The organism is Enterobacteriaceae endosymbiont of Neohaemonia nigricornis, from assembly GCF_012571795.1.
GTDB lineage: Bacteria > Pseudomonadota > Gammaproteobacteria > Enterobacterales > Enterobacteriaceae.
The window spans coordinates 819-18,227 of the sequence record NZ_CP046222.1 but is presented as its reverse complement, the minus strand read 5'-3'; the positions used below and the strand labels follow the sequence as shown (position 1 = coordinate 18,227).

Below are 17,409 nucleotides of genomic sequence, written 5' to 3'. Positions count from 1 at the left end.
TATGCAATCAAAAAAAATATTAGTAACTTGTGCATTACCATATGCTAATGGTCCTATACATCTTGGACATATGTTAGAACATATTCAAGCAGATATTTGGGTAAGATATCGTCGTATGTGTGGTGATGAAATATATTTTATTAGTGCTGATGATGCACACGGTACACCTATTATGTTAAAAGCTAAAGCATCTAATATTCAACCAGAACGTATGATTAATAAAATATTTACTCAACATATAAAAGATTTAAAAAATTTTTATATCAGTTATGATAATTATCATACAACACACAGTCAAGAAAATTATTTTTTTTCTAAACTAATTTTTAATCGTTTAAAAAAAAACAAATTAATTAAAAAAAAAATAGTAGATCAATTATATGATAAAAAATATAATATATTTTTACCAGATAGATTAGTACAAGGTACATGTCCATTTTGTTATAGTATTAAACAAAATGGTGACCATTGTAATAATTGTGGACGTAATTATGAATCTATAGCATTAATTAAGCCTATATCAATATTATCTGGAACTATTCCTATAATACGTAAATCAGAACATTATTTTTTTATTTTAAATAAATTATTTAATATTTTAAAAACTTGGATTATGTCAGGAGTATTAGAAGATATAGTAATAAATAAAGTATTAGAATGGTTTAATGCTTCTTTAAAATCATGGGATATTACACGAGATAAACCATACTTTGGGTTTAATATACCTAATACTACAGATAAATATTTTTATGTTTGGTTAGATGCACCTATTGGATATATTAGTACATTTTATAATTTTTGTTCTAAAAACAAAAAATTATGTTTCTATGAATGGTGGAAAACTAATTCTATTACAGAATTATATCATTTTATTGGAAAAGATATTATTTATTTTCATAGTTTATTTTGGCCTGCTATTTTAGAAGGTAGTTATTTTAGAAAACCTACAAAATTATTTATTCATGGTCATGTAACTTTAAATGGTTATAAAATGTCCAAATCACAAGGTACCTTTATTACAGCTAAAAAATGGTTACAATATATTAATGCTGATAGTTTACGTTATTATTATGCAACTAAAATTTCAAATAATATTGATGATATAGATTTAAATTTAAATGATATTGCTTATAAAGTTAATTCTGATATTGTGAATAAAATTGTTAATATAGCATCTAGAACATCATATTTCATTAATAATTATTTTTATAATACAATATCTAAATATATAGATATGAAAATATATTTACAATTTGTTAATTCATCTCAAATTATTCATACATATTTTATTCAAAGACAATTTAGTCATGTTATTCAAGAAATATTATGTTTAGCTGATATTGCAAATAAATATATAGATACACATAAACCTTGGATAACTATTAAGAAAAATCAGCATTTAACACATAATATTTGTTCATTAGCTATTAATATGTTTCGTATTATTATGATATATATTAAACCTATTATGCCTGATTTATCTAAAAAAACTGAAATATTTTTAAATACTATATTAAGTTTTAAAGATATTCATATACCTTTATTAAATCATCAAATTAATAAGTTTGTAGTTTTATTTGAACGTATAGATGAAAATCAAATAAAAAATATTATATCTAAATAAAAAAATTAGTACATATATTTTTGTTAATAATTTTATTTAATTATTCTTGGCACTCTTGATGAAATTGCACACATTAATTCATAACTAATAGTATTAGCAGATTGAGCAATATTGTCAATTTTAATATTATCACCCCATAATTCTACTTTAGTTCCTATTTTTGCAGTAGGAATATTAAATAAATCGACAGCTATCATATCCATAGTAACAGTACCTAATATCTTAGTTATTGTACCATGAATTAAAATAGATGTATTATTAGAAATATTTTTAGGATAACCATCACCATAACCACAAGCTATAATTCCTATTCTCCGTTTTTTATTTGTACAATATTGATGATTATATCCTACAGTTTCTCCTGGCATTAATTTTTGTATTCCTATAATTTTACTTTGTAAAGTCATAACCGGTTTAATAGATAGATTTTTAATATCTTCCCATTTACTTGTTGGTGAAGCACCATATAATAAAATACCACATCTAACCCAATCATAATGCATAAATTCATGCCATAATATAGCTGCAGAATTAGCAAAAGAACGCGTGTATGTATAATGGTCAATTGTTTTTTTTATAATATTTAATTCTTGAAATAAATAATGTGAATGTTTCGAACAGTCAGCAAAATGTGCTAAAAAAGCAATATTTTTTATATTAATTTTTTTTTTTATAATATAAATTATATTATGAATATTATTTATTTTAAAACCTAATCTATTCATTCCTGTATTAATTTTAATATATATATTTATAGGATATTTAGGTTGATAATTAATTAAAATATCTAACTGCCAATTACTATGTATAGTTATTGTTAAATTATATTTATATATTAAATATAAATCATTAATATTAAAAAATCCTTCTAATAATAAAATTGGTTTATTATGATATTTTTTTCTTAAAAATATAGCTTCTGATAAATTTAATACAGCAAAACCATCTGTTAATATTAAACTTTTCCAAATATTATTTATACCATGTCCATAAGCATTAGCTTTTAATACAGACCAAATTTTAGATGGAAAAACTAAATTACGTATCACATTTAAATTATGTTGTATATTTTTAGTATTAATAATTGCAGCAATAGGTCGTGTCATTATATTTTCCTTAAAAATACACTTTAAAATATATATATAAAATAATTTATTTAAATAAAAAATATAAACTAATATTCTTTACTTATAAACATAATGATAATATATAATATATTATATATTATGAATTTTATGTTTTTAATATTATAATTTTATTATAACAAAGGAGATAAATTAATGATGATTACCAGTAAATTTGGTATTGGTCAACAAGTCAGACATAAATTATTAGGTTTTATAGGAGTCATTATTGATGTTGATCCAATATATTCTCTAAATGATCCTAAAATTAATGATATTACAGATAATATAATATTATGCAATAAACCATGGTATCATGTAGTTATGGAAGATGCATCAGGATATCCTATACATACTTATTTATCTGAATTACAATTATCAGGCGAACCTCTAAATGAACATTTTGAATATTCCTCATTAGATGAATTATCTAATTCTATAAAAAAACAATTTATACAACCTAGATTACGTAATTAAATCATAAATAATGATTAATTATATTTGGAAGATAATCATTATATAATACATTTATTTTATTTTTTATTAATAAAATTTATAGCATTTATTATATGTTTGATAGTTTTATTTTTACCCATTAAATATATAATTTCATGGATTGGTGGACTAATATTAGATCCAGTAATTACAAAACGTAATGGCATAGCAATTTTAGAAAAAGATAAATTTAGTTCTTTAGTTATTTGTTTTATTGTTAAATTAATATTAATAATAGACCATTGTTGTATAGATATAAAAGACATGTATATTGTTTTTAAAATATATTTAGTATTTTGATTTAAAAATAATAATGATTGATTATTAGTTTTATAATTAGGTTTAGTATAAAAAATAAGACATAAATTATTAATTTCTTGTAATGTATTACATCTATTATAAAAAATATCATAAATATTTTGTATAGTTGGTCCATTATTTATATCAAAATTTTTATTTTTACAAAAATTTATTAAATAATTCATCATATAATCTTTAGATAATTGTTTTAAATAGTATTTATTTAACCAATTTAATTTATTTATATCAAAAATACTAGGTGATTTATTTAATTGCTTTAAACTAAATAATTGTTTCATTTCTTGTAATGTAAAAATTTCCTTATTACCATATGACCATCCTAATCTTAAAATATAATTTAATAATGCTTGTGGTAGATATCCATCTTTTTTATATTGTAATATATTAATATCTTGATGTTTTTTAGAAATTTTTTTACCAAATTTATTTGTAATAATAGAAACATGTACATAATATGGTATTGGTTTATTTAATGCTTTAATTATGTTAATTTGTTTAGGGGTATTATTAATATGTTCTTCTCCTCTAATAATATGAGTAATATTCATATCTAAATCATCAATAACAACACAAAAATTATATGTGGGTGTGCCATCACTTCTTTGTATAATAAAATCATCTAATTCTATATTATTAATAGTAATATTGCCCCTAACAAGATCTTTAAAAGTAGTAGAACCAATATGTGGCATACGAAATCTTACTACATATGGTATATTTTGTTTAATTGTATTATTACGACATCTACCATTGTATTTTGTTTTAATGCCTAATAATATTTGTTTTTCTTTATCCTTTTTAAGTAATGATTTAGAACAATAACATTTATAAGCTATACCTTTATTTAACATATTATTAATAATTTTTTTGTATGTATTTAATTTAGTACTTTGTAAATAAGGACCTTTATCCCAATCAATATTTAACCATTTTAGACTATTAACAATATTTTCAAGAAAATTATTTTGAATTTTTTTTGCATTAGTATCTTCTATTCTTAAAATAAATATTCCATTATTTTTTCTTGCAAATAACCAGGAATATAATGCAGTACGTATATTTCCTATATGTAAATAACCACTTGGACTAGGTGCAAAACGTGTTATAATTTTCATATTATATTTTTTATATTTTTTAAATATTAATTATTATATATGATTTATAATATATATATTATTTTTTTTAAAATAAATGTTGACTTATTTATATAAATAAATATAGCATAGAGTATATTTATTTTTTAGGGTGATTAGCTCAGTTGGTAGAGTCCCTCCCTTACAAGGAGGTTGTCGGCGGTTCAAGTCCGTCATCACCCATAAAATATAGGGTCGTTAGCTCAGTTGGTAGAGCAGTTGACTTTTAATCAATTGGTCGCAGGTTCAAATCCTGCACGACCCATATATGATTATTTTCTTTTTTATAAATATTATTTATATTTTATTATGTAATAAATAAATTTCATATAATAAAATCTAATATTATTAGAATTAATTTTTAATTTAGTATATATTTATATATATTTTAATATAAAATTATTAATATATTAAATATGATTAATTATAAAAAAAAAACTGTAGTAGTACATAATGGTTTAAATATAGATAAACAATATGGATGTGTAATACCTCCTATTTATATATCTAGTAATTATAGTTTTAAAGATTATAAAAAATCTAGAAAATATGATTATTCTAGAAAAAAAAATCCTACAAGAGATATTATACAAAATACTATTGCATCATTAGAAAATGGTATTGGAGCAATTGTCACAAATAGTGGAATGTCTGCTATATATTTAGCAATTATTACATTATTAAAACCAGGAGATTTGATTATTTGTCCTAATGATTGTTATGGGGGTAGTTATAGATTATTTAAAAGTTTATTAGAAAAAAATATATATAATGTTCATTTTATTAATATGTTTTGTAAAAAAACATTTCTTTCTGCTTTATTAAAAAAACCTCAGATAGTTTTTATAGAAAGTCCAAGTAATCCATTATTAAATGTTGTTGATTTACCTTTTTATTGTTCTGAAATAAATAAAATAGGTGCAATTAGTATTATTGATAATACATTATTAAGTCCTGTATTCCAAAATCCATTGAAATTAGGAGCTGATTTAGTTATACATTCTTGTACTAAATATTTAAATGGACATTCAGATTTAATTGCAGGAGCAATTATTACTAAACAAAATAATTTGTTAAATAAATTATATTGGTGGGCTAATAATATAGGGATTACAAGTTCTGTATTAAATGATTATTTATTATTAAGAGGTATTCGCACATTATATATAAGATTATATAAAGCACAAAAAAATACTCTAAAAATTATAAATTATTTGAAAAAACAAAAATTAGTAAAAAAGATATATCATCCTTCATTAAAAGAAAATGTTGGACATATTTTTGCAAAAAAACAACAAAAAGGTTTTGGTGCTATTATTAGTTTTGAATTTAATGGTTCAAATAATATGTTAAAAAAATTTTTGCAAACATTAACTTTATTTACTTTAGCCGAATCTTTAGGGGGTGTAGAAAGTTTAATTTGTCATCCAGCTAGTATGACTCATATTTGTATATCTAAAAAAGAAATGTTACAAGCAGGAATTTCTAATTTATTACTAAGAATTTCAGTAGGTATTGAAGATGTACAAGATCTTATAAACGATTTAGAACATGCTTTTAAATCTGTACATTCTATAATGTAATATATATTATTAATAAACAATATGTATTATTATATCTATATAATCTTGCGCTCTACAGGATTCGAACCTGTGACCAATAGCTTAGAAGGCTATTGCTCTATCCACTGAGCTAAGAGCGCATCATAGTAAATATTATAACACATGAAATATATTTTTATATATAAAATTTTAATATTTATTAAAATATATATAGGAGAGTACATTTTTATGAATGCTAAAATTATTGATGGTTACATATTTGCTAATAAAATTTATCAAAATATAAAAAAAAAAATTAAATTTATTAAATTTAATAAATTACAACCACCAGGATTAGGAGTTATTTTAATTGGTAATGATATTATTTCAAGAATATATATAAATAAAAAACTAGATATATCTAAACAATTAGGATTTGTTTCGTATGATTATTATTTACCATATAATACTAAAGAAACAACAATAATAAATATTATTCATTCTTTAAATAAAGATAATAATATTCATGGTATATTAATACAATTACCATTACCAAAACATTTGTGTCAGACTACAATTTTTAATACTATAGATCCAAAAAAAGATATTGAAGGATTAAATGCCTATAATATAGGTAGATTATATCAGCGTAAACCATTATTTAGATCTTGTACAGCATTAGGTATTATAAAATTATTAAAATATTATCATATTAATGCTTGTGGATTACATGCTGTAATAGTAGGAGCGTCAAATATTGTAGGAAGACCTATAGCATTAGAATTATTATTATTAGGTTGTACTGTAACTATTACACACCGTTTTACTGTAAATCTAAAATATCATATAAAATGTGCTGATTTATTAGTTGTAGCCATTGGAAAACCAAATTTTATTTCAGGAAAATGGATAAAGTATAATGCTATTGTTATAGATGTAGGTATTAATAGAATAGATAATAAAATTGTAGGAGATGTTGATTTTATAACAGCTACATCTAAAGCATCATACATCACACCAGTCCCAGGTGGTATAGGTCCTGTTACAATATCTATGTTAATGTATAATACTTTATCTGCTTATGAATCTTATAATAATAATATTCATATATAAAGGTTAATCGTTAAGCCGGATTCTGTCAAAGAACAGTCATTTATCTAGAATAATAATTACTTATTATTTCTTGCAGCTTACCCAGGTTTTTTATACGGGTTAATATATACAAACCTTTATTTAGCCTTGCTCCTGATGGAGTTTACATAGACATATATTATTACTAATATATCGGTATGCTTTTACCACACCTTTTCACCCTTACTATATATAGATAAATATATATTATAGCGGTATTTTTTCTGTTGCACTATTCGTAAGTTTACACTTCCCAGTTATTATCTGGCATCATAACCCTATGGAGTCCGGACTTTCCTCTTGTATACTTATTAAAAGTACACAAGCGACTGTTTTAATTAACCCATACCTTATGTATTATATTATATTATAATACATTAATCAATATTTTTTGATATTATTAATTTATATAATATATTTTTTTTAATTTTATATATTTGTGATACAATTTTAATAGCTGTTTTTGTTGATAATTCTTTTTTTAATTCATATAATATTTTTATTATTTTATCATTGTTGTTTATTATTACAGTTTGATTATATCCTTGAACAATTAGTACAATTTCGCCTTTTAGTCTATTTTTATCTAAATTTATCCAATTAATTAAATTAAATACAGTATCACCATGAATATTTTCCCATTTTTTTGTAAGATCTTTTGCAATTACTATATATCTATTTTCTCCAAATATATTTTTTATATCATATAAACAATTTAAAATACGATGTTTTGATTCATAAATAATTAATGTTCTATATTCAAATTTTAATTCTTGTAATCTTTTTATTCTTTTATTTTTTTTTTTAGATAAAAATCCTTCATAACAAAAACGATTCGTAGGCAAACCTGATGCTGATAATGCTAAAATTGCTGCACATGGCCCACCTAATGGTATAATTTTTATTGTATTATTAAATTTTGTACGACATAATTGTACTATTCTATATCCTGGATCATTAATTAATGGTGTTCCAGCATCTGATACTAATGCAATATTTTTGCCGTTTTGCAAACTTTTAATAACATTAATAGTTTGTTTATATTCATTAAATTCGTAATAAGAATATAATTTATTATTTATATTAAAATATTTTAATAAAATACCTGTTTTACGTGTATCTTCTGATAAAATAAAATCTACTTTATTTAAAATTGCTAATGCTCTTTGTGTAATATCATTATAATTACCTATAGGTGTTGGTACAATATATAAATTGCCATATGATATATTGTTTGTCATATTTTATTTCTTTTTTAAAATTACTTTTAATTATTTATTAAATATTATATACTACATTACAGAAATTAAGTGTTCTTTTATTTTGGAGGAATGGCCGAGTGGTTGAAGGCACCGGTCTTGAAAACCGGCAATAGGAAACTATTCGAGAGTTCGAATCTCTCTTCCTCCGAATATTATCTTAAAAATAATTAACATTAGTAATATAATGAAAAATAAAATAGTTAATTGGAATATAAATATAGCAGAATCAATAGCTTATAAAGAAAATATTTGTTTGACACCAGAACACTGGGAAATTATATATTTATTAAGAGAATTATATGGTAAATTCAATACATTACCTAATATGAAAATATTAATTAATATTATTAGAGAAAGATATGGGGAAAAAAAAGGTAATAGTATGTATATATATCATCTATTTCCTCAAGAACCTATAAAAAAAGCTGCAATTATAGCTGGTATTAATTATACAGATGTATGTTTATAATATATTTTGTGTTATGTTAACATTAATTTTATTAATAGAAAAATTTAATATAATCTAAAAAAAATTTAGATTTTTTAAAATATATGTTATTTAAAATTAATCAATAACAAATACTTAATTTGTTCTATATTTACTAAAGGTTTTACATATATTATATTAGCATGTAATTTTTTATTATTAATTATTTTTATGACAGAACCAATAGGATAATTAATTATATAATGATTATTTAATTCTGATGTTAGTAAGATATCACCAATTTTTATATTAACATTTTCTGGTATATATGTAGATTTTAATGTAATTGGATATTTACATCCTGTACCATTAAGAATTAATTTTACATTATTATTTTTTAATCTTACAGAAATAGAACTATTTGTACTACATAATAGTAATATTTCGCTATTATGTTTTTTTGTTGTAATAATTTGTCCTATAAATCCTATTTCGTTTAGAGCAATTGCACCTAGTGATACATAATCTGTTGTGCCTTTATTAATAAAAATTTTATCATAATATAAAGGCAATAAAATAGGTATTCTTTCTCCAAAAATTTTTTTATTTATATTATTATTAACATTTATATTTAAATTAGTGATACTATTTATTTGTTCTAAATTATATTTTTCTGTTGTTAAAGTAAATAAATTAATACTTTGTAAAAGTAATTTTCTATATAAATAATTATTTTGTTTTTTAATATTTTGACTACTAGAAAATTTATCATTTATATTTTTAAATATACAATAAGGTGTATTTACTAACACATATACAAAATTAATTTTTTTTTTAATTAATTGTTTTATTATATTAGTATTATAAACATATTTATTTATTAATATACATAATATAATTATAATAGATATAATAATAATTTTAAATTTTACAGTAGATTTTTTTTTAAACATATATTTTATGCAATTATTTTAATTATAATAAAAATTTATTCTTCACTAAATAAATCTCCTCCAAACATATCAATCATTTCTAGTGCTTTACCTCCACCTCTTGCTACACATGTTAATGGATCTTCAGCAATAGCTACTGGTATACCAGTTTCTTCAATTAATAATCTATCAAAATATTTTAATAAAGCACCACCACCAGTTAATATCATTCCTCTTTCTGCAATATCGCCCGCTAATTCAGGAGGACATTGTTCTAATGCTATCATAACAGAACTTACAATGCCTGATAATGGTTCTTGCAAAGCTTCTAATATTTCATTTGAATTTAATTTAAAACTTCTTGGTACTCCTTCAGCTAAATTACGACCCCTAACTTCCATTTCTAATATTTCCTTATTTGCATAAGCAGAACCAATTTGATGTTTAATTTTTTCGGCTGTAGATTCTCCTATTAAAGAACCATAATTTCTACGTACATGATTAATAATAGCTTCGTCAAATCTATCACCACCTATACGTACAGAAGAAGAATAAACCACACCATTTAAAGAAATGACAGCAACCTCAGTTGTACCACCTCCAATATCTATAACCATAGAACCAGTAGCTTCAGATACTGGTAATCCTGCCCCAATAGCGGCAGCCATGGGTTCTTCGATAAGAAAAACTTCACGTGCTCCTGCACCTTGAGCTGATTCTCTAATTGCTCTTCTTTCTACTTGTGTTGCTCCTACAGGAACACAAACAAGAACTCTTGGACTAGGACGCATAAAACTATTACTATGTACTTGTTTAATAAAATGTTGTAACATTTTTTCAGTAATAAAAAAATCAGCTATAACACCATCTTTCATTGGTCGAATTGCTGCAATATTTCCTGGAGTTCTTCCTAACATTTGTTTTGCATCATAACCTACAGCAGCTACACTTTTAGGAAAACCGGTTTTGTCTTGTCTAATTGCAACTACAGAAGGTTCATTTAATACAATTCCTTGTCCTTTAACATAAATTAAAGTATTTGCTGTACCTAAATCTATAGATAAATCATTAGAAAATATGCCCCGAAATTTTTTAAACATAATAATAGGAACCTAATGTTATATTGTATCGTTATATAGGATTAAGATTAACTTATATTAATAATATGCTATTAATAATAGCATTATCTTTAAAATAAATAAATTATTATATTTTAAATCAAAAATATTTATTTTAAAATATTTTGAAGATAAATTAATTATAAATTAAAATAATAATATTATTTATTGTTTTATAAAAAAATATTAATTGTATATAATTTTAATATAATTAATATTTTAATATTTTAATATTTTAAGGTATTTTAATAATGAAATCTAATCATATTTTAGTACTTAATGGACCAAATATTAATTTATTAGGTATTAGAGAACCTAATAAATATGGTAATATATCTTTAAAAAAAATTATTAAAGAACTGCAAATTATTGCTAAAAAACAAAATTGTATGTTAAGTCATGTACAATCTAATGCTGAGTATATACTAATTAATAGTTTAGTACAATATAGTACAAATATTAATTATATCATTTTTAATCCTGCATCGTTTACACATACAAGTATTGCATTAAGAGATACTTTATTAGGTATAAATATTCCATTTATTGAAGTACATATTACAAATATATATAAAAGAGAATTATTTAGACAAAAATCATTTTTTTCAGATATATCTCAAGGTATTATTATAGGTTGTGGTATAGAAGGATATTATTTAGCATTAAATTTAATTTTAAAAAAACTTAATAAATAATGTTTACTATTACACAAATATTATTTTTTTATATTTAATGTTTTTTGAAAATATGGTATGGCAATATTTCGCCATAACTATTTATTATTCTAACTTCAGGTTCTAACCAAATATTAAATTTCTGACCAACTAAATAATAAATTTTTGTAGCTAATTTTATTATATCTTGACCTGAAGCATTATATTTATTAATAATAATTAATGATTGTTTAGAGTATATTGTAGCACCATGATAAGTTAAATTATTTGATTTACATTTTTCAATTAACCAACCTGCTGATATTTTTATTTGATTATTTTCTAAAATATAGGGAATATTAGAAAATTTTTTAATAATATTCATCCCGATTTTGTTTGATAATAATGGATTTTTAAAAAAACTACCTGCATTACCTAATAATTTATGGTTAGGTATTTTTTTTTTTCTAATATTACATATATATTTAAAAACTTTTGGTGCAGTAATATTATAATCTAAATATTTTAAATCTTTATAATTTAAATTAGGATACCATTTTTTTGGTAATGCCAAACCCAATGCAATAACAGCATGATTATGATATTTTATGTGTTTGAATATACTACTTCTATAGGAAAATTTACATGCATATTTATTTAATCTACTTTTTTTTTTATTATATAAATTTATTATATCTACATAAATACAAAAATTTTCTAAACTAACACCATAAGCCCCAATATTTTGTATTGGCGCCGCTCCAATACATCCAGGAATTAATGCTAAATTTTCTAATCCATACATATTATTTTCAATAGTATATTGTACTAAATTATGCCAGTTTTCTCCTGCAGCAACATGTAAATACCAATAAAAGTTATCTGATTTAATTGTTATTCCCTTAATTCTATTAATTAAAACAATCCCTTGAAAATTTGTGGTAAACAATACATTACTGCCATTTCCTAATATCAGACATGGTATTAATTTTTGATAATATAATTTCCATATATCACATAACTGTTTAATACTATATACTTTAATAATATTATATGCATAAACCTTTGTATGAAAAGTATGAAATTTTTTTAAAGATAACATTTTATTAAAAATACTGATAAAGTTTTACTCTGATCCTAGTATTTTCCTACTCTTACATGGGGAAACCCCATACTACCATCGGCACTACAACGTTTCACTTCTGAGTTCGGTATGGATTCAGGTGGTACCATTGCGTTATATATACTAGGATCAAAATTAAATTATATAATCTAATTTTAAATAAGTTACAATAATAAAAACGATTCTGGTGTTGTAAGGTTAAGACTCACGGGTGTTTATTAGTACTGGTTAGCTCAACATATTACTATGCTTACACACCCAGCCTATCAACGTCATAGTCTTTAACGTCCCTTTAGGGATATCTATAAAATAAATAAATATCCTGGGAAGAATAATCTTAAGGTAAGTTTCGCGCTTATATGCTTTCAGCGCTTATCTTTTCCGCATTTAGCTACCGGGCAATGCCATTGGCATGACAACCCGAACACCAGAGATGCGTTCACTCCGGTCCTCTCGTACTAGGAGCAAATCCTTTCAATCTTCCAACGCCCACGGCAGATAGGGACCGAACTGTCTCACGACGTTCTAAACCCAGCTCGCGTACCACTTTAAATGGCGAACAGCCATACCCTTGGGACAACTATAACGGTCCTAAGGTAGCGAAATTCCTTGTCGGGTAAGTTCCGACCTGCACGAATGGCGTAATGATGGCCAGACTGTCTCCACCTGAGACTCAGTGAAATTGAAATTGCTGTGAAGATGCAGTGTACCCGCGGCAAGACGGAAAGACCCCGTGAACCTTTACTATAGCTTGATATTGAATATTGATTATTTATGTGTAGGATAGGTGGGAGACATAGAAGTATTAACGCTAGTTAGTATGGAGTCAACCTTGAAATACCACCCTTAAATACTTAATATTCTAACCTAAACCCGTAATCCGGGTTAGAGACAATGTCTGGTGGGTAGTTTGACTGGGGCGGTCTCCTCCCAAAGAGTAACGGAGGAGCACTTAAGGTCAGCTAATCACGGTCGGAAATCGTGAGGTTAGTGCAAAGGCATAAGCTGGCTTAACTGTAAGAATGACGGTTCAAACAGATGCGAAAGCAGGTCTTAGTGATCCGGTGGTTCTATATGACAGGGCCATCGCTCAACGGATAAAAGGTACTCCGGGGATAACAGGCTAATACCGCCCAAGAGTTCATATCGACGGCGGTGTTTGGCACCTCGATGTCGGCTCATCACATCCTGGGGCTGAAGTAGACGGCCGCCGTTTACCGGGGCTTCGATCAAAAGCTTCTCAAAAAATGATAACTTCATCAATTAACCTTCCGGCACCGGGCAGGCGTCACACCGTATACTTCCACTTACGTGTTTGCACAGTGCTGTGTTTTTAATAAACAGTTGCAGCCAGCTGTTATCTTAGACTGAATTCAGCTCTAAAAGTAAATTTTGTCACTTACTATCAGTGTGCCTTCTCCCGAAGTTACGGCACTATTTTGCCTAGTTCCTTCACCTGAGTTCTCTCAAACGCCTTAGTATTCTCTACCTGACCACCTGTGTCGGTTTATAGTACGATTTAATATTATTTTAAATACTTAGAGGATTTTCTTGTAAGTATGGTATCAATTACTTCAATACAATAAAGTATTTCGTCATCACGCCTCAATGTTAATAATTATCCGGATTTGCCTAAATAATCCATCTAAACGTTTAAACCAAGACAACCATCACCTGGATAATCTAACCTTCTTCGTCCCCCCTTCATAATAATACCAAGTACAGGAATATTAACCTGTTATCCATCGATTACGCTTTTCAGCCTCACCTTAGGTGTCGACTAACCCTACCTCGATTACCGTTGGATAGGAAACCTTAGTCTTTCGGCGAATAGGTTTTTCACCTATTTTATCGTTACTCATGTCAGCATTCGCACTTCTGATATCTTCAATAAATTTTACAATTTATCTTCAACGACTTACAGAACGCTCCCCTACCCAATAAATGTAATAACACTTATTGTCGCAGCTTCGGTGTATAATTTAGCCCCGTTATATCTTCCGCGCAGGACGACTAGACCAGTGAGCTATTACGCTTTCTTTAAATGATGGCTGCTTCTAAGCCAACATCCTGGCTGTTTATGCCTTCCCACATCGTTTCCCACTTAATTATAACTTAGGGACCTTAGCTAGCGATCTGGGTTGTTTCCCTTTCCACAACGAACGTTAGCACCCGCTGTGTGTCTCCCGTGATAACGATATTCGGTATTTGAAGTTTGCATCGGATTGGTAAGTCTGGATGACTCCCTAACCGAAACAGAGCTCTACCCCCGAATACGAATAACACGAGGCGCTACCTAAATAGCTTTCGGGGAGAACCAGCTATCTCCCGGTTTGATTGGCCTTTCACCCCTAACCACAAGTCATCCGCTAATTTTTCAACATTAGTCAGTTCGGTCCTCCAGTAAGTATTACCTTACCTTCAACCTGCTCATGGCTAGATCACCGGGTTTCGGGTCTATATCTTGCAACTTAACGCTCTATTAAAACTCGGTTTCCCTACGGCTCCCTTACACAGTTAACCTTGCTACAAAATATAACTCGCTGACCCATTATACAAAAGGTACGCAGTCACATTATTAAAATGCTCCTACTGCTTGTACGTATACGATTTCAGGTTCTATTTCACTCCCCTAACCGGGGTTCTTTTCACCTTTCCCTCACGGTACTAGTTCACTATCGGTCAGTCAGTAGTATTTAGCCTTAGAGGATGATCCCCCTATCTTCAAACAAGATTTCACGTGTCTCGTTTTACTCTTTAAGAATGTTAATATTATTTTTTTATATACAGGACTATCACCTTGTATCGTATGACTTTCCAGACACTTCTATTAAAATAATATTAACTAATATCTTTGGGCTGTTTCCGTTTCGCTCGCCACTACTAAGGAAATCTCTATTGATTTCTATTCCTCAGGATACTTAGATGTTTCAGTTCTCCTGGTTTGCTTCGTTATTCTATATATTCAAATAACGATAATGTATGATTAAATACATTAGGTTACCCCATTAGGATATCGCCAATTAATAACGTTTCGAATCAACTTATTGACGCTTTTCGCAGATTAGCACGTCCTTCATCGCCTCTGACTGCCAAGGCATCCATCGTATACGCTTATTTTACTTAACCTTACAACCCACAATCGTTTCAATAATTTTATATAGTATTTATAAAAAATACTATGTTAAAATAATTATATAATAACCAAATTTTCAAAGAACTTATAATTAAAAATTTTATATAATAATAAAATGTTTTTCAGAACGTTCTCCACATAGAGTAATTATAATAAAAGGAGGTGATCCAACCACAGGTTCCCCTACGGTTACCTTGTTACGACTTCACCCCAGTTATGAATCACAAAGTGGTAAGCGCTCTCCGTAAGGTTAAGCAACCTACTTCTTTTACAACCCACTCCCATGGTGTGACGGGCGGTGTGTACAAGGCCCGGGAACGTATTCACCGTAGCATTCTGATCTACGATTACTAGCGATTCCGACTTCATAGAGTCGAGTTGCAGACTCCAATCCGAACTAAGATATATTTTATGAGATCCGCTTACTCTTGCGAGGATGCTTCCCTTTGTATATACCATTGTAGCACGTGTGTAGCCCTGGTCGTAAGGGCCATGATGACTTGACGTCATCCCCACCTTCCTCCGGCTTATCACCAGCAGTCTCCTTTGAGTTCCCGGCCGAACCGTTGGCAACAAAGGACAAGGGTTGCGCTCGTTGCGGGACTTAACCCAACATTTCACAACACGAGCTGACGACAGCCATGCAGCACCTGTCTCAGAACCCCGAAGGACACCGTATCTCTACGGCTTTTCTCTACATGTCAAGCCCAGGTAAGGTTCTTCGCGTTGCATCGAATTAAACCACATGCTCCACCGCTTGTGCGGGCCCCCGTCAATTCATTTGAGTTTTAACCTTGCGGTCGTACTCCCCAGGCGGTCGACTTAACGCGTTAGCTACGGAAGCTACAAGACAAGCCTACAACCTCCAAGTCGACATCGTTTACAGCATGGACTACCAGGGTATCTAATCCTGTTTGCTACCCATGCTTTCGCACCTGAGCGTCAGCATTCATCCAGGGAGTCGCCTTCGCCACTGGTATTCCTCCAGATATCTACGCATTTCACCGCTACACCTGGAATTCTACTCCCCTCTATGATACTCAAGTAAATTAGTTTCAAATGCAGTTCCTAAGTTAAGCTTAGGGATTTCACATCTGACTTAATAAACCGCCTACGTGCTCTTTACGCCCAGTAATTCCGATTAACGCTAGCACCCTCCGTATTACCGCGGCTGCTGGCACGGAGTTAGCCGGTGCTTCTTTTATAAGTAACGTCAATAATAAAATATATTATATTTTATTACTTCTTCCTTATTGAAAGTACTTTACAACCCTAAGGCCTTCTTCATACACGCGGCATAGCTGCATCAGGCTTGCGCCCATTGTGCAATATTCCCCACTGCTGCCTCCCGTAGGAGTCTGGACCGTGTCTCAGTTCCAGTGTGGCTGA

General features: G+C 27.4%; 12 protein-coding genes, 4 tRNA genes, 2 rRNA genes, 1 other RNA gene and 2 other annotated features (1 of these 21 cut by a window edge). Of the genes, 9 read left to right on the top strand and 10 right to left on the bottom strand.

Annotation, left to right across the window (positions count from 1 at the left end; genetic code table 11):
• The first annotated feature begins 1 nt into the window (after position 1).
• Positions 2-1,624 (top strand): methionine--tRNA ligase, encoded by a 1,623-nt coding sequence (gene metG, locus GJT85_RS00100; protein WP_208754193.1) that lies wholly within the window; start codon positions 2-4, stop codon positions 1,622-1,624.
• A gap of 32 nt (positions 1,625-1,656) precedes the next feature.
• Here metG and alr read toward each other — a convergent pair whose 3' ends face one another.
• Positions 1,657-2,730, bottom strand: a complete 1,074-nt coding sequence (alr, locus tag GJT85_RS00095) for an alanine racemase (RefSeq protein ID WP_208754192.1) — start codon at positions 2,728-2,730, stop codon at positions 1,657-1,659.
• Between the two features lie 174 nt (positions 2,731-2,904).
• Here alr and hspQ point away from each other — a divergent pair, with 174 nt between their 5' ends.
• Positions 2,905-3,225 carry a heat shock protein HspQ gene (hspQ, locus tag GJT85_RS00090; RefSeq protein ID WP_246212274.1) on the top strand — a complete coding sequence of 107 codons (321 nt, stop codon included), beginning with the start codon at positions 2,905-2,907 and terminating at the stop codon, positions 3,223-3,225.
• Positions 3,226-3,281: 56 nt separating this feature from the next.
• Here the strand turns inward: hspQ and gltX are convergent, their stop codons facing one another.
• Positions 3,282-4,679 carry a glutamate--tRNA ligase gene (gene gltX / locus GJT85_RS00085; protein ID WP_208754190.1) on the bottom strand — a complete coding sequence of 466 codons (1,398 nt, stop codon included), beginning with the start codon at positions 4,677-4,679 and terminating at the stop codon, positions 3,282-3,284.
• Positions 4,680-4,807: 128 nt separating this feature from the next.
• Between gltX and GJT85_RS00080 the strand changes: the two genes are divergently transcribed.
• The 3 genes from GJT85_RS00080 (at position 4,808) to metB (ending at position 6,280) form a co-directional block, all read left to right on the top strand.
• Positions 4,808-4,880: transfer RNA gene (locus GJT85_RS00080), tRNA-Val, on the top strand.
• A gap of 9 nt (positions 4,881-4,889) precedes the next feature.
• Positions 4,890-4,962: transfer RNA gene (locus GJT85_RS00075), tRNA-Lys, on the top strand.
• Between the two features lie 154 nt (positions 4,963-5,116).
• Positions 5,117-6,280 (top strand): cystathionine gamma-synthase, encoded by a 1,164-nt coding sequence (metB, locus tag GJT85_RS00070; RefSeq protein WP_208754591.1) that lies wholly within the window; start codon positions 5,117-5,119, stop codon positions 6,278-6,280.
• 46 nt (positions 6,281-6,326) lie between these two features.
• On the opposite strand, the gene GJT85_RS00065 is transcribed toward metB, so the two are convergent.
• Positions 6,327-6,399 (bottom strand) — tRNA-Arg (locus tag GJT85_RS00065).
• An 88-nt stretch (positions 6,400-6,487) separates the two neighbouring features.
• Here GJT85_RS00065 and folD point away from each other — a divergent pair.
• Entirely contained in the window at positions 6,488-7,351 is an 864-nt protein-coding gene (gene folD / locus GJT85_RS00060; RefSeq protein WP_208754188.1) for a bifunctional methylenetetrahydrofolate dehydrogenase/methenyltetrahydrofolate cyclohydrolase FolD, read from the top strand.
• Here the strand turns inward: folD and rnpB are convergent.
• Together rnpB and rsmI are read right to left on the bottom strand one after the other, a co-directional pair.
• Positions 7,347-7,715: RNase P RNA component class A (gene rnpB / locus GJT85_RS00055), an RNA gene on the bottom strand. The two genes, folD and rnpB, sit on opposite strands and share 5 nt — an antisense overlap.
• 31 nt (positions 7,716-7,746) lie before the next feature.
• Entirely contained in the window at positions 7,747-8,610 is an 864-nt protein-coding gene (gene rsmI / locus GJT85_RS00050) for a 16S rRNA (cytidine(1402)-2'-O)-methyltransferase (protein ID WP_208754186.1), read from the bottom strand.
• 84 nt (positions 8,611-8,694) lie between these two features.
• On the opposite strand from rsmI, the gene GJT85_RS00045 reads away from it, so the two are divergent.
• Together GJT85_RS00045 and GJT85_RS00040 are read left to right on the top strand one after the other, a co-directional pair.
• A tRNA-Ser gene (locus tag GJT85_RS00045) sits at positions 8,695-8,779 on the top strand.
• Between the two features lie 36 nt (positions 8,780-8,815).
• Complete coding sequence (locus GJT85_RS00040) at positions 8,816-9,100, top strand: TusE/DsrC/DsvC family sulfur relay protein (RefSeq protein ID WP_208754184.1); 285 nt, start codon at positions 8,816-8,818, stop codon at positions 9,098-9,100.
• Between the two features lie 86 nt (positions 9,101-9,186).
• Here the strand turns inward: GJT85_RS00040 and mreC are convergent, their stop codons facing one another.
• Both mreC and GJT85_RS00030 read right to left on the bottom strand, forming a co-directional pair.
• Positions 9,187-10,011 carry a rod shape-determining protein MreC gene (gene mreC / locus GJT85_RS00035; protein WP_208754182.1) on the bottom strand — a complete coding sequence of 275 codons (825 nt, stop codon included), beginning with the start codon at positions 10,009-10,011 and terminating at the stop codon, positions 9,187-9,189.
• 35 nt (positions 10,012-10,046) lie between these two features.
• On the bottom strand, positions 10,047-11,090 hold the full coding sequence (locus GJT85_RS00030) for a rod shape-determining protein (protein ID WP_208754180.1): 1,044 nt from the start codon (positions 11,088-11,090) through the stop codon (positions 10,047-10,049).
• A gap of 269 nt (positions 11,091-11,359) precedes the next feature.
• Here GJT85_RS00030 and aroQ point away from each other — a divergent pair, with 269 nt between their 5' ends.
• A complete protein-coding gene (gene aroQ, locus GJT85_RS00025; RefSeq protein ID WP_208754179.1) occupies positions 11,360-11,803 on the top strand; it encodes a type II 3-dehydroquinate dehydratase in 444 nt (147 codons plus the stop codon).
• A 34-nt stretch (positions 11,804-11,837) separates the two neighbouring features.
• Here aroQ and murB read toward each other — a convergent pair whose 3' ends face one another.
• The 3 genes from murB to GJT85_RS00010 form a co-directional block, all read right to left on the bottom strand.
• A complete protein-coding gene (murB, locus tag GJT85_RS00020; RefSeq protein ID WP_208754177.1) occupies positions 11,838-12,863 on the bottom strand; it encodes a UDP-N-acetylmuramate dehydrogenase in 1,026 nt (341 codons plus the stop codon).
• A gap of 33 nt (positions 12,864-12,896) precedes the next feature.
• Positions 12,897-13,012: ribosomal RNA gene (rrf, locus tag GJT85_RS00015) — 5S ribosomal RNA — on the bottom strand.
• Positions 13,013-13,078: 66 nt separating this feature from the next.
• Positions 13,079-16,013 (bottom strand) — a sequence feature (most likely nonfunctional fraction of RNA operon).
• Positions 13,447-13,525: a sequence feature (23S ribosomal RNA rRNA prediction is too short), on the top strand. (Overlaps the previous feature by 79 nt.)
• Before the next feature lie 162 nt (positions 16,014-16,175).
• Positions 16,176-17,409 (bottom strand): 16S ribosomal RNA (locus GJT85_RS00010); it runs 165 nt beyond the window's last position.

Bases quoted from the DNA above. Each gene is read 5' to 3' on its own strand.
- rsmI (WP_208754186.1), bottom strand. From the start codon at position 8,610: ATGACAAACAATATATCATATGGCAATTTATATATTGTACCAACACCT.
- gltX (WP_208754190.1), bottom strand. From the start codon at position 4,679: ATGAAAATTATAACACGTTTTGCACCTAGTCCAAGTGGTTATTTACAT.
- aroQ (WP_208754179.1), top strand. From the start codon at position 11,360: ATGAAATCTAATCATATTTTAGTACTTAATGGACCAAATATTAATTTA.
- murB (WP_208754177.1), bottom strand. From the start codon at position 12,863: ATGTTATCTTTAAAAAAATTTCATACTTTTCATACAAAGGTTTATGCA.
- hspQ (WP_246212274.1), top strand. From the start codon at position 2,905: ATGATGATTACCAGTAAATTTGGTATTGGTCAACAAGTCAGACATAAA.
- metG (WP_208754193.1), top strand. From the start codon at position 2: ATGCAATCAAAAAAAATATTAGTAACTTGTGCATTACCATATGCTAAT.
- GJT85_RS00040 (WP_208754184.1), top strand. From the start codon at position 8,816: ATGAAAAATAAAATAGTTAATTGGAATATAAATATAGCAGAATCAATA.
- GJT85_RS00030 (WP_208754180.1), bottom strand. From the start codon at position 11,090: ATGTTTAAAAAATTTCGGGGCATATTTTCTAATGATTTATCTATAGAT.
- alr (WP_208754192.1), bottom strand. From the start codon at position 2,730: ATGACACGACCTATTGCTGCAATTATTAATACTAAAAATATACAACAT.
- folD (WP_208754188.1), top strand. From the start codon at position 6,488: ATGAATGCTAAAATTATTGATGGTTACATATTTGCTAATAAAATTTAT.
- mreC (WP_208754182.1), bottom strand. From the start codon at position 10,011: ATGTTTAAAAAAAAATCTACTGTAAAATTTAAAATTATTATTATATCT.